Genomic DNA, 13,212 nt, shown 5'->3' on the forward strand with positions numbered 1-13,212 from the left:
CGGAGGAATCTGAACTCCGCAGGTCGAACACTCTTTTCACGGCGGCCGGACGGTGCTGGAATTGTTCATGACCACCATCCTGAAGCGTGCGGCCATCGCTCTCGCCGCGGTCGCCGTCACGCTCCCGGCTGTCGCCGCCGCACCCGCAGACGCAGCCACCACCAAGCAGTGGGCGGGATCGTATCGGTTCTCGATCCACGGTTCGCAGAAGACGGGGACCAGTCTCGCCGCGACCCAGCGCGAGGCGAACCAGTCCGCGGTCTTCCGGATGTCCAGCACCTGCACCACCGCGGCCGGGTGCAACGCCGTCGCCACGGGCCCCGCTCCGAGCAACCCGACGGTGCCCACCCCGCCGAAGTACAAATGGAACGGCACCTCCTGGGTCAACACCTTCTCGTGGCAGTGGGACTGCTACCAGGGCGCAGGCGTTCCGAAGGTCTGGGCGCCCGCTCAGTCGACGATGACCTACACGCCCAATCGCGACGGGATGTTCCGCGGCGTGTGGCAGACCACCATTGCCTCGGGCCCCTGCGCGGGCACCGTGACCATGCCGATCAGCGCAGTCGCGACCGTCGGGTTCCGCCGCTTCCTCGACGGGATACAAGCGGGCTGACCTGCTGGCACCGTCACGTAATCCGTGTCACAGTGAATGCGTGACCACCCAGCTCCCTCAGCGCGACGTGATCGCAGCATCGTGGCGACGCGTGCAGTCGTCGGGCCTGGAGCCCGACGATCGTCCCGTCCCGACGCTCTCCGACATCGCCGCCGCCGACCCGCTCCTCGACGCCGCGCGGCCCGTGCTCGCGCGCGCGGCCGAGGTCCTCGGCGGAACCAAGACGGCGCTACTGCTGGTCGACGACCAGAGTCGGATGGTGGCCCGGGTGTCCGCGGACACCACCCTGGAGCGGCATCTCGCCGACTCCGGTGCCGTCGATGGCGCCGCCTTCGACGAGGAGGCGATGGGCACGACCGCCCTCGGCACCACCGCGGAGGTCCGCGGCGACCTCGTCATCAACGGCGGCGAGCACTACCTGGAGCAGTTCCGGAAGCTGAGCTGCTTCGGCCGCCCGATCATCCACCCCGCCACCCGCCGCGTGGCGGGCGTGATCTGCATGACGGAGATCGCGCCCCGCATCAACCCGCTGTCGGTGCCGCTGGTCCGCGGGCTCGTCGACGACATCGCCGAGCGACTGCTGAACCGTTCCCACGCCGAGCACCGGGCGGTCGTCGCGGCGTTCGAGAAGGCCTCCCGGCGGCGCGACGTCGCGGTCGCCGCGGTGGGCGACGACCTGCAGCTCACCAACACTCTCGCGGCCGGTCTGCTGGGCCCGGGCGACTTCGGCACCCTGCGCATGATGGTCCACGAGGGTTCCACCCGCGACCGCACCATCACGCTCGTCTCCGGGATCGTCGCCGACGTCGCCGTCGACCGTCTCCCGGGTGTCCGGCACGCGGCCGTCTTCCGTCTGCGCCCGCGCTTGGATCACGACCAGGCTTCCGTCCTGGCGGCCCCCACGACCATCGACGTGGCGTCGATCGCGATCTGCGGCGAGCCGGGAACCGGTCGCAGTTCTCGCGCCGAGGCCCTGGTCCCCGCCGATCGAGTGCTGCTCGACGTCGCCGCCCGCCTGCTCGACGGCACCGTCCCGGACCTCGCCGGCGCGATCAGAGAAGCGCGTTCACGCGAGACCGGACTGGTGATCGACGGTGCCGACCTCCTCGACGACCGCTCGCTCCGTCTCCTCCAGACGGCGATCGCGACGTACGAGCCGGGCAGGCCGCCGATCGTCGTCATCTCGGAGCCGGCAACGGGCGGTTCGTCCTCCCTGGCCGCGGTGCTCGGCCGCTGCCGCAGCCGGATCACGCTGCCGCCGCTGCGCCAGCGGACCAGTGAGATCGCCGCCATCGGACAGCAACTCGTCGAGCGGATCGATTCCCAGCTGGAGCTCGGATCCGACGCCGCCGACGCCCTGGTCTGCCAGGAGTGGCCGGGCAACCTGACCGAGCTGTCGATCGTGCTCGACGAGGCCGCCGCGGCGGTCCTGGCGCGCGGCTCCCGCCTGGTGACCGCCGCCGACCTGCCCGCCGAGTACCGCGGATCCACCCGCGCCTCTCGACTGATGGGCATGGAGCAGGCGGAGCGGCAGGCGATCATCGACGCGCTCGACGCGTCGGCCGGCAACAAGTCGCACGCCGCGAAGGCCCTGGGCGTCTCCCGGACCACGCTGTACGCCCGCATCCGGGCGCTGGGCATCGGCCGCTGACCCGACCGTCCAGCACCGTCCACCCGCGCTGTTCAGTTTCTGCACACGCACACCCCCTGGAAACGGGCGATAAATGATGCACGCCGCGCAGTGGTCCACATCACAGGCGGCAGAACCATCACACGCGCACCAGGAGGGTCCCATGACCGCAACGCTCGACTCCGCCCTGCTTCCCGAAGTCGCCGACTTCGTCTCCCGCGACCGCCAGATGCTGATCGGCGGCCAGTGGGTCGACGCCGCATCCGGCCGCACGTTCGCCACGATCGACCCCGCCACCGGTCAGACCATCACCAACGTTCCGCACGGCGAGGCCGCCGACATCGACCGCGCCGTCGCCGCCGCCCGCGCCGCCTACGAGGGCCCGTGGGGTCGGATGAAGCCGAACGAGCGCGAGCGCCTGATCTGGCGCGTCGGCGACATCCTGTCCGAGCGCGCCGAGATCTTCGGTCAGCTCGAGGCCCTCGACAACGGCAAGTCCGTCGCCATCGCGACCGCCGTCGACGTCGGCTGGTCCGCCGACGTGTGGCGCTACAACGCCGGTCTGGCCACCAAGATCAAGGGCGCGTCGATCACCCCGTCGATGCCGTTCGCCGGCCCGGACGCCGAATTCCACGCCTACACCCGCCGCGAATCCCTCGGCGTGTGCGGGCAGATCGTTCCGTGGAACTTCCCGATCCTGATGGCCACCTGGAAGCTGGCTCCGGCCCTCGCCGCTGGCAACACCGTCGTGTTGAAGCCCGCCGAGCAGACGCCGCTCAGCGCCCTGATGCTGGCAGAGGTCTTCGAGGAGGCGGGCTTCCCGCCCGGCGTGGTGAACGTCGTCACCGGTTTCGGCGAGGCGGGCGCTGCGCTGTCGGCGCACATGGACGTCGACAAGGTGGCCTTCACCGGCTCCACCGAGGTCGGCAAGAAGATCGTCCAGGCCGCCACCGGCAACCTGAAGAAGGTCTCCCTCGAGCTCGGCGGCAAGAGCCCGAACATCGTGTACGCCGACGCCGACATCGAGGCCGCGGTCGCCGGCTCGGTGGCGGCGTGGATGTTCAACCACGGCCAGTGCTGCGTCGCGGGCACCCGACTGTTCGTGCAGCGCAGCATCTTCGACGAGTTCACGCAGGCCGTTGCCGACGCCGCGTCGCAGGCCAAGATCGGACCGGGACTCGATCCGACCACCGAGCTCGGCCCGCTGGTCTCGCAGGAACAGTTCGACCGCGTCTCCCGCTACATCAACGAGGGCCTCGCCGACGGCGCCCGCGCCCTCACCGGCGGCAAGCGCTGGGGCGATCAGGGCTTCTTCATCGAGCCGACCGTCTTCGTCGACGTGAAGCCCGAGTACTCCATCGTCGAGGAGGAGATCTTCGGACCCGTCGTCGCCGCGCTCCCGTTCGACGACGAGGACGACGTCGCCCGAGCCGCCAACAACTCGATCTACGGTCTCGCCGCAGGCATCTGGACCAAGGACATCTCGAAGGCCCACCGCACCGCCGCCCGGGTGAAGGCCGGTTCGGTGTGGGTCAACCAGTACAACGGCTTCGACACCGCACTCCCGTTCGGTGGCTTCAAGCAGTCGGGGTGGGGCCGCGAACTCGGCGACTCCGCGCTCGACCTCTACACCCAGTCCAAGTCCGTCAACATCGCTCTCTGATCAAAGGACCCCTCATGAAGACCAAAGCAGCAGTCCTCCTCGAGCCCGGCAAGCCCTTCGAGATCATGGAACTCGACCTCGACGGCCCCGGCCCCGGCGAAGTCCTGATCAAGTACACGGCCGCGGGCCTGTGCCACTCCGACCTGCATCTCACCGACGGCGACCTCCCGCCCCGCTACCCCATCGTCGGCGGTCACGAGGGCTCCGGAATCATCGAGGAGGTGGGCCCCGGCGTCACCAAGGTGAAGCCCGGCGATCACGTGGTGTGCAGCTTCATCCCGAACTGCGGCACCTGCCGGTACTGCTCCACCGGGCGGCAGAACCTGTGCGACATGGGTGCCACGATCCTCGAGGGCGCCATGCCCGACGGCACCTTCCGTTTCCACGGGAACGGCATGGACTTCGGTGCCATGTGCATGCTCGGCACCTTCTCCGAGCGCGCCACCATCAGCCAGCATTCGGTGGTCAAGGTCGACGACTGGCTGCCGTTGGAGACCGCCGTCCTGGTCGGCTGCGGCGTCCCCTCGGGGTGGGGCACCGCGGTCAACGCCGGTAACCTCCGCGCCGGCGACACCGCCGTCATCTACGGCATCGGCGGCCTCGGCATCAACGCCGTGCAGGGCGCCGTCTCAGCAGGCTGCAAGTACGTGGTCGTCGTCGACCCGATCGAGATGAAGCGCAACGAGGCTCTGAAGTTCGGTGCCACCCACGCCTTCGCGACCGCCGAGGAAGCGCAGGAGAAGGTCACCGAGCTCACCTGGGGCCAGGGCGCCGACGCCGCACTGATCCTGGTCGGCACCGTCGACGTCCCCGTGGTGCAGGCGGCGACGGCCGTGATCGGCAAGGGCGGCAAGGTGGTGATCACCGGTCTGGCGGATCCGGCCAAGCTGACTGTCCAGGTCTCCGGCGCCGACCTAACCCTGAATCAGAAGACGATCATGGGCACGCTGTTCGGCTCCATGAATCCGCAGTACGACATCGTCAAACTGCTCCGCCTCTACGACGCCGGCGAGCTGAAGCTCGACGAGCTCGTCACCCAGCGCTACTCGCTGGAGGATGTCAACCAGGGCTACCAGGACCTCCGTGACGGCAAGAACATCCGCGGCGTGATCATGCACGCCTGACCTCTCCAGACCCCGCGGGTCCGTCGGCGCAGTCCGCGTCGGCGGGCCCGCGGTTCCAAACGTCAGAGCGCCAAGAATCTCGGCCCCCGAATCCATCTGTGAGATGGATTCGGGGGCCGAAATCTTCAGTCCCAACGCCCTATGACGGATGACCGGGGGTCACGTCGTCCACATCGGCCAGACCGGCCCACGTTCCACGAGCTTCACGGCGATCGAGCACCTCACCGCCGTCGGGTTCGAGCAGGTAGCCGGTGTGGTCGCCGCCGAACTCGACACGGTCCACGACGCGACCCGCGAACCAGATCCCGGCGTCGGAGAGGATCGGCAGGCCGTGGGGTCCCTCGTGCCAGTCGCAGTGTGCGAACTTGTCGATCTCGTCGCCGGTCTCGCCGGCGAACAATCGCACCAGGTCCATGTGTTCTCGGCCGACGACGTGCACCGCCAGGTGATCGGCCGCTGCGGCGACCCCGTGCGTGTGGTTCGCCTTCGAGATCCCCACCAGGAAGCGTAGGGGTTCGATGCTGATCTGCGTGGCGAAGCCGACGAGACAGCCCGACCGCTCCCCTCCCGCAGCCGCCGTGACCAGGTAGACCGTCGAGTCGACGGAGTCCATCATGGCGTCGAACGCGTCGTGGTCGGTCATGCCGTGCCCCCGTTCGGTCAGTCAGCCCGTGCCGTCGTCAGCCCAGCGCCGTCTTCAACTGTTCCACCCACGCGGCGGCGACTCCAGCGCGACGCTTGGAGTCGTCGGTCAGGGTGTCGGCGAGGCCGAAGCCGCGGGCGAGGTCGAGCGTGATCTGTGCCAGGCGGTGCGCCTGCGGGCGGGTGCCGTCGGGGTCGAGTCCGGCGACGACGAACTTGTGGGCGGCCCGCCCGAGCTTCAACTCGAGCGGTCGGATGACGTCGCCGAGCGCGTCGTCCGACGCGGCGGCCGACCACACCTGCAGGGCCGCCTTGAAGGGCTTGCCGGTGTAGATCGCGATGGCCTGATCGACGACGACCGCGATGCGGTCGGAACCGGCGGGCACGTCGGCGAGGGCCTCGCCGGCCTCAGTCGTCATCGACTCGTACATCTCCTCGATGACCGCGGTGAACAGCGATTCCCGGGTCGGGAAGTGATGCTGCGCCGCCCCCCTCGAGACACCCGCCTCCTCCGCGACCCGCGCGACGGTCGTCGCCGCCCAGCCGCGGGTGGCGAGGAGGTCGACGGTCGCCGACAGGAGCCGCTCCCGAGTGGCGCGGGAGCGGTCCTGCTGCGGTTCGCGGACGGACGCGGTCATGCCCGGCTCGTGTCCCACTCGGGACGACGCTTGCTCAGGAAGGCGGTCATGCCTTCCTTCGCCTCATCGGACGCGAAGAGCTTCATGGACTCCTCGGCGCGGGCCGCGGCGGCCTCGTCGAAGCCGTCGAGCAGCGCAGCGGTGGTGAGCTTCTTGCTGACCGACAGACCCTGCGGCGAAGCCTTGCGGATGCCCTCCAGGACGCTGTCGAGCTCGGCGGCGAGCCCCTCCGCGGTGTCGGACGCCGCGGTGACGAGTCCGATCTGCTGGGCGACGTCGCCGCCGAACTTCTCGCCGGTCAGGAAGTAGCGACCGGCCGAGCGCGCGGTCATCTTCGCCAGCAGCGGGATCGAGATGATCGACGCGGCGAGGCCGAGTCGCGACTCGGTGAGCGCGAAGGTGGCGCCCGGGCCGACGAGCGCGATGTCGGCGGCGCCGACGAGCCCGGTGCCACCCGCGCGGACGTGGCCGTCGGCGACGACGATCACCGGCTTGTCGAGTTCGAGGATGGTGCGAATGAGCCCGACCATCGCCTTTCCGCCCTCGGCCGTCGCCTCCTCCGGGCTGAGTCCGCGCCGCAGCGCCTCACCGAGGTCGGCGCCCGCGCAGAACGTCCCGCCCGTGTGGGTGAGGACGACCGCGCGGATCGCCGCGTCGGCCGCCGAGTCGAACGCCTCCTGCAGCTGCCCGACGAGCGTCGAGCTGAGTGCGTTGCGGTTCGACGGCGAGTCGAGCGTGACCGTGAGAACGGACGCGTCGACCGCTGTCTTGACGAGGGTGTCGTCTGTCATGGGAACTCCTAGAACGATGGTGAATGCAGACCCAGCCCGCGGCGGTCTCGATACTCGTCGACGCTCACTCCGTTCGCGGCGTCGAACTCGACCAACCCGAAGGGCCGCCGCACCGAGCGAACGAATCTCAGTAGGACTTCGGGAGACCGAGGCAGGTTTGCGCCACGAAGTTCAAGATCATCTCGCGACTCACGGGGGCGATGCGCATCAGGCGGGAGAGCGGGAGCATCGCGGCCACGCCGTATTCGACGGTGAGGCCGTTGCCGCCGAGCGTCTGCACGGCCTGGTCGACGATCTTGGCGGCGGCTTCGCCGGCCGCGTACTTGGCCATGTTGGCGGGGACGGCGGCGCCCCAGTCGTCGCCGGCGTCGTACAGGGTAGCGGCCTTCTGCATCATCAGCTTGGCCATCTCGAGCTCGATCTTCCCCTGGGCCAGCGGGTGCGCGATGGCCTGGTGCGCGCCGATCGGCGTCTTCCAGACGGTGCGGTCGTTGGCGTACTCGACGGCGCGCTCGAGGGCGAAGCGGCCCATGCCGACGGCCGACGCGGACGCCATGATGCGCTCGGGGTTGAGACCGGCGAACAGCTGGGACAGGGCGGCGTCCTCGGAGCCGACGAGGGCGTCGGACGGGAGGCGGACGTCGTCGAGGAACAGGGTGAACTGCTTCTCGGGGTTCACCAGTTCCATGTCGATGACCTGGGCTTCGAATCCCTTGGTGTCGGTCGGGACGATGAACAGGGCGGGCTTGAGGCGACCGGTCTTGGCGTCCTCCATGCGGGCGACTATCAGGACGGCCTGCGCCTGGTCGACACCGGAGATGAAGACCTTGCGGCCGTTGAGGACCCACTCGTCACCGTCACGCGCGGCGGTGGTGGTGATCTGGTGGGAGTTGGAGCCGGCGTCGGGTTCGGTGATGCCGAAGGCCATGGTGATGGTGCCGTCGGCGAGACCCGGGATCCAGCGCTGCTTCTGCTCGTCGGTGCCGAAGCGGGCGATGATGTTGCCGCAGATGGCGGGCGACACGACCATCATCAGGAGTCCGCTGCCGCCGGCGGCGAGCTCTTCCATGACGATCGCGAGCTCGTACATGCCTGCCCCGCCGCCGCCGTACTGCTCGGGCAGGTTGACGCCGATGAAGCCGAGCTCACCGGCTTCCTTCCACAGTTCGTCGGTCTTGCGGCCCTGGCGCGCGCAGTCGGTGAAGTACTGCTGCCCGTACTTCTTGACGAGGGCGGCGACGGCTTCGCGGAGCGCTGTCTGTTCTTCGGTTTCGATGAAGCTCATGGGGGTCCTTCGGGTGGTGGGGTGGGTGCTACTCGGCCGGGGACTCTTCGTCCGTAATCACCGCGAGGACGTCGCCGACGGACAGCTGACGCCCCTCTTCGACGGCCAGGACGGAGACGATGCCGTCGGACGGAGCGGAGATGGTGTGCTCCATCTTCATGGCCTCCAGCCACAGCAGCGGCTGGCCGGCGGTGACGCGGTCGCCCTCGGCGACGGCCACGCGGATCACCGAGCCGGGCATCGGCGCGAGCAGGGAGCCCGGTCGTTGGACGGCGGCGGGGTCGACGAAGCGCGGCGCTCGGGTCAGGGTGACCGAGGCGCCCGGCCAGTCGACGAAGACCTGGTCGTCGACGATGCTGACCGTGTACCGGCGGGCGACGCCGTCGCGGACCAGGACCACCACGTCGGAGGTCACGGAGGCGACGTCGACGCCTTCGAGGTCGGGCAGTTCCACCGCTCCCCCGCGACCGACGCGGTAGCGCGCGGTGATCTCCGTGCCGTCGGCGGCGACGTACTGCTTGCTCTGGTAGTCGGAGAACAGGTTGCGCCAGCCGGACGGTGCGCCCGGGATCGCGGTGGCGGCGGCCCGGTTGCGGGCGGCCTGCGCGAGGGCGGCCGCGGTGGCCGCGACCAGATCGGCGCCGTCGCCCGCGAGCGGCTTCGACAGCTCCGCGACCCGCTCCTCGGACAGGTAGCTGGTGTCGGTGGCGCCCGCGAGGAAGTCCTTCTCCCGCAGGGTGTTCACCAGCATGTCGCGGTTGGTGACGAGGCCGTGGATCCGGGCGTCGGCGAGCGCGCGTGCCAGGATGGCGGCGGCCTGCGTGCGGTCCGGGGCCCAGGAGATCACCTTGGCGAGCATCGGGTCGTAGAAGGTGGAGATCTCGCTGCCGTCGACGATGCCGGAGTCGACGCGGATGCCGGGTCGTTCCAGCAGCCCGAACCGAGTCTTGGCGGGCAGGTCGATGTGCGCGACGACGCCGGACTGCGGCTGCCAGTCGTGCGCGGGGTCCTCCGCGTACAGGCGGACCTCGATGGCGTGACCGAAACCGCCCGCCTCGGCGGCGACCGGGGCCTCGCCGAGCGGCTGCCCCATGGCGACCAGGAGTTGCCATTCGACGAGGTCGACGCCGGTGGTGAGCTCGGTGACCGGATGCTCCACCTGCAGACGCGTGTTGGTCTCGAGGAAGAAGAACTTGCCGTTCTCGTCGGCGAGGAACTCGACGGTGCCCGCACCGCGGTACCCGATCGACTCGACGGCCTTGCGCGCGGCGGAGAACAGGCGTGCGCGCATGTCGCCGCCGACGCGTTCGACGAGCGGTGCGGGTGCCTCTTCGACGACCTTCTGGTGACGACGCTGGATGGAGCATTCGCGTTCGCCGACGGTCCAGACCTGGCCGTGCTCGTCGGCCATCACCTGCACCTCGATGTGGTGGCCGCGCTCGATGTACGGCTCGCAGAAGACGGTGGGATCGCCGAACGCGGACTCGGCTTCGCGGCGGGCCGCGGCGACGGCGTCGTCCAACTCACCGAGCTCGCGGACGATGCGCATGCCGCGTCCGCCGCCACCGGCGGAGGCCTTGATGAGCAGCGGGAGGTCGTCGGCGGTGACGGCGGCCGGGTCGATGTCCTTGAGGACGGGCACGCCCGCGGCGTCCATCAGCGCCTTGGCGTTGACCTTCGAGCCCATGGCGCGGATCGCGGCCGGCGGAGGTCCGATCCAGACCAGACCCGCGTCGGTGACGGCCTGCGCGAACTCGGCGTTCTCCGACAGGAAGCCGTAGCCGGGGTGGATGGCGTCGGCGCCGGCGGCCTGCGCGGCGGCGATGATCTTGTCGCCGCGCAGGTACGTCTCGGCGGAGGTGGAACCGGGCAGTCGGACCGCGGCGTCGGCGGCACGCACGTGCGGTGCGTCGGCGTCGGGATCGGAGTAGACGGCGACGGTGTTCAGGCCCATCGCCGCGCAGGTGGCGAAGACGCGACCGGCGATCTCGCCGCGGTTGGCGACGAGGACAGAAGTGATTGCGGAAGGCATAGCGGAATTCCTCGCTGTGATCATGTGTGACTCCGTCACATCCGGAAGACGCCGAAGTTGCTGGTGCCCTCGACCGGTGCCGACGCGATGGCCGACAGCGACTGGCCGAGCACCGCGCGGGTGTCGCGGGGGTCGATGACGCCGTCGTCGTAGAGCATCCCGGACAGGAACATCGGCACCGACTCGGCTTCGATCTGGGCTTCGATCATGGCGCGCATGCCGGCGTCGGCCTCTTCGTCGACGGTGCCGCCGCGCGCTTCGGTCGCGGCGCGGGAGACGATCGAGATGACGCCCGCCAGCTGCGCGGCGCCCATCACGGCGCTCTTGGCGCTGGGCCAGGCGAACAGGAAGCGCGGGTCGTAGGCGCGGCCGCACATGCCGTAGTGGCCCGCACCGTAGCTGGCGCCGACCAGCAGCGAGATGTGCGGGACCGTGGAGTTGGAGACCGCGTTGATCATCATCGCGCCGTGCTTGATGATGCCGCCCTGCTCGTACTCCTTGCCGACCATGTAGCCGGTGGTGTTGTGCAGGAACAGCAGCGGCGTGTTGCTGCGGTTGGCGAGCTGAATGAACTGCGTCGCCTTCTGCGCCTCCTGGGAGAACAGCACGCCCTGCGCGTTGGCGAGGATGCCGACCGGGTAGCCGTGGATGCGGGCCCAGCCGGTGCACAGCGAGGTGCCGTACTCGGGCTTGAACTCGTCGAAGTCGGAGTCGTCGACGACGCGGACGATCACCTCGCGCGGATCGAACGGGATCTTCAGATCCGGCGGCACGATGCCGAGGAGCTCCTCCTGGCTGTACCGCGGTTCGACGACCTCGGAGACGGGCGCGGGGCCGTCCTTGCGCCAGTTGAGTCGGGCGACGATCCGTCGGCCGATCCGCACGGCGTCCTGCTCGTCGGCGGCCAGGTAGTCACCGAGGCCGGAGACGCGGGCGTGCATCTTGGCGCCGCCGAGCTCCTCGTCGTCGCTCTCCTCGCCGGTCGCCATCTTGACCAGCGGCGGGCCGCCGAGGAACACCTTGGATCGGTCCTCGATCATCACGACGTGATCGCTCATGCCGGGGATGTAGGCGCCGCCCGCGGTGGAGTTGCCGAAGACCAGGGCGATGGTCGGGATACCCGCCGCCGACAGCCGCGTGAGGTCGCGGAACATCCGTCCGCCGGGAACGAAGACCTCCTTCTGCGTCGGGAGGTCGGCGCCGCCCGACTCGACGAGGGAGATCACCGGGAGCCGGTTCTGCATCGCGATGTCGTTGGCCCGCAGCACCTTGCGCAGCGTCCACGGGTTCGACGTGCCGCCCTTGACGGTCGGATCGTTGGCGACCACCAGGCATTCGGTGCCCTCGACGACGCCGATGCCGACGACCACCGACGCACCGACCTTGAACTGCGAGCCGAACGCCGCCAGCGGGCACAGCTCCAGGAACGGAGAGTCCTCATCGATGAGCAGTTCGATGCGTTCGCGCGCGGTCATCTTGCCGCGCTTGCGGTGGCGCTCCACGTACTTCTCGCCGCCGCCCTCGAGGACCTTCCGGAACTCGAGGTCCAGCTCGGCGAGCTTGGTGTTCATCGCCTCGACGTTGGCCGCGAACTCGTCGGACGACGTGTCGACGTTGCTGCGGAGGATGCTCATGACTGGTACCCCAATCGCTTGGCGGCGAGGCCGCTCAGAATCTCGTTGGTGCCGCCGCCGATGCCGATGAGCCGCATATCGCGGTACTGGCGTTCCACTTCGGACTCGCGCATGTAGCCCATGCCGCCGAACAGCTGGACGGCCTTGTTCGCGACCCACTCGCCGGTCTCGACGGCGGTGTTCTTGGCGAAGCAGATCTCGGCGATCATGTCGTCGTTCGAGTTCACCTTCCGCTCGACGACCGCGCGCGTGTAGGTGCGGGCGATGTCGATGCGGCGGGCCATCTCGGTGACCGAGTCCTGCACGGACTGGCGCTTGATGAGCGGCTTGCCGAAGGTCTTGCGGTTGCGGACCCACTCGAGAGTCAGGTCCAGGCAGCGCTGCGCGCTGGCGTAGGCGAGGATCGCGAGCGACGCGCGTTCAGTGACGAAGGCCTGCGCGATCTGCGCGAACCCGGAGTTCTCCGGGCCGACGAGGTTCTCGACCGGGACGCGGACGTCGGTGAACGACAGCTCCGCGGTGTCGGACGAGAGCCAGCCCATCTTGTCGAGCTTGCGCGCCACCTCGAAGCCGGGGGTGCCCTTCTCGATCACCAGCAGCGAGACGCCGGCGGCGCCGTCGCCCCCGGTGCGGACCGCGGCGACGATGAAGTCGGCGCGCACGCCGGAGGTGATGAAGGTCTTGGCGCCGTTGACGACGTAGTGGTCGCCGTCGCGCACGGCCTTGGTGGTCAGGTGTCCCACGTCGCTGCCGCCGCCGGGTTCGGTGATGGCGAGGCTGCCGATCTTCTCGCCCGCGAGGGTCGGCGTGACCCACTTCTCGATCTGCGCCGGGTCGTTCGCGGCGATCAGGTGCGGCAGGGCGATGCCGTGGGTGAACAGCGAGGCGAACACGCCGCCCGACGCGCCCTGGTAGGCGAGCTCCTCGGTGAGGATCGACGCGTCGATGAGGTCGCCGCCGGAGCCGCCGATCTCCTCGGGGACGCCGAGGCCGAAGAGACCGAGTTCGGCGGCGGCGCGGTGGGTCTCACGCGGGATCAGGCCGTCGCGCTCCCAGTCGTCCTGGAAAGGGAGGATGTGGCGCTGTGCGAAGCCGGCAACGGTGTTGCGGAGTTCGCGGCGTTCCGGGGAGTCCCAGATGTCACTGGCGATGGGCACGGG

11 protein-coding genes are annotated in these 13,212 nt (G+C 69.5%); 4 read left to right on the forward strand and 7 right to left on the reverse strand.

All coding sequences use genetic code 11. The features are described from left to right. Window positions 1-67 precede the first annotated feature (67 nt). The 4 genes from ACH46_RS16230 (at window position 68) to ACH46_RS16245 (ending at window position 5,030) form a co-directional block, all read left to right on the forward strand. Complete coding sequence (locus ACH46_RS16230) at window positions 68-613, forward strand: Rv2253 family sensor-like surface protein (RefSeq protein ID WP_062395543.1); 546 nt, start codon at window positions 68-70, stop codon at window positions 611-613. A 40-nt stretch (window positions 614-653) separates the two neighbouring features. Beyond that, window positions 654-2,264: a helix-turn-helix domain-containing protein gene (locus ACH46_RS16235; protein WP_062393835.1), complete on the forward strand. Its 1,611-nt coding sequence runs from the start codon at window positions 654-656 to the stop codon at window positions 2,262-2,264. A gap of 142 nt (window positions 2,265-2,406) precedes the next feature. Then, entirely contained in the window at window positions 2,407-3,906 is a 1,500-nt protein-coding gene (locus ACH46_RS16240; RefSeq protein WP_062393836.1) for an aldehyde dehydrogenase family protein, read from the forward strand. Window positions 3,907-3,920: 14 nt separating this feature from the next. After that, a complete protein-coding gene (locus ACH46_RS16245) occupies window positions 3,921-5,030 on the forward strand; it encodes an NDMA-dependent alcohol dehydrogenase (protein ID WP_062393837.1) in 1,110 nt (369 codons plus the stop codon). A gap of 139 nt (window positions 5,031-5,169) precedes the next feature. On the opposite strand, the gene ACH46_RS16250 is transcribed toward ACH46_RS16245, so the two are convergent. The 7 genes from ACH46_RS16250 to ACH46_RS16280 form a co-directional block, all read right to left on the reverse strand. Next, window positions 5,170-5,673, reverse strand: coding sequence for a flavin reductase family protein (locus tag ACH46_RS16250; RefSeq protein WP_062393838.1), 504 nt, complete (start codon window positions 5,671-5,673; stop codon window positions 5,170-5,172). A 37-nt stretch (window positions 5,674-5,710) separates the two neighbouring features. Further along, the gene (locus ACH46_RS16255; protein ID WP_062395545.1) at window positions 5,711-6,310 is read right to left on the reverse strand and encodes a TetR/AcrR family transcriptional regulator; all 600 of its coding nucleotides are present in this window, start codon (window positions 6,308-6,310) and stop codon (window positions 5,711-5,713) included. Continuing rightward, window positions 6,307-7,101 (reverse strand): enoyl-CoA hydratase family protein, encoded by a 795-nt coding sequence (locus ACH46_RS16260; protein ID WP_062393839.1) that lies wholly within the window; start codon window positions 7,099-7,101, stop codon window positions 6,307-6,309. Before ACH46_RS16260 ends, ACH46_RS16255 begins: the two co-directional genes overlap by 4 nt. Before the next feature lie 127 nt (window positions 7,102-7,228). Further along, window positions 7,229-8,386, reverse strand: a complete 1,158-nt coding sequence (locus tag ACH46_RS16265; protein WP_062393840.1) for an acyl-CoA dehydrogenase family protein — start codon at window positions 8,384-8,386, stop codon at window positions 7,229-7,231. Between the two features lie 28 nt (window positions 8,387-8,414). Then, entirely contained in the window at window positions 8,415-10,418 is a 2,004-nt protein-coding gene (locus ACH46_RS16270; protein ID WP_062393841.1) for an acetyl/propionyl/methylcrotonyl-CoA carboxylase subunit alpha, read from the reverse strand. Window positions 10,419-10,453: 35 nt separating this feature from the next. Continuing rightward, on the reverse strand, window positions 10,454-12,052 hold the full coding sequence (locus tag ACH46_RS16275; RefSeq protein ID WP_062393842.1) for an acyl-CoA carboxylase subunit beta: 1,599 nt from the start codon (window positions 12,050-12,052) through the stop codon (window positions 10,454-10,456). After that, window positions 12,049-13,209 carry an acyl-CoA dehydrogenase family protein gene (locus ACH46_RS16280; protein ID WP_062393843.1) on the reverse strand — a complete coding sequence of 387 codons (1,161 nt, stop codon included), beginning with the start codon at window positions 13,207-13,209 and terminating at the stop codon, window positions 12,049-12,051. The genes ACH46_RS16275 and ACH46_RS16280 overlap by 4 nt, the downstream gene beginning before the upstream one ends. Between the last annotated feature and the right edge of the window lie 3 nt (window positions 13,210-13,212).

Origin of the sequence: Gordonia phthalatica (assembly GCF_001305675.1) — a bacterium.
GTDB classification, from domain to species: Bacteria; Actinomycetota; Actinomycetes; order Mycobacteriales; family Mycobacteriaceae; genus Gordonia; species Gordonia phthalatica.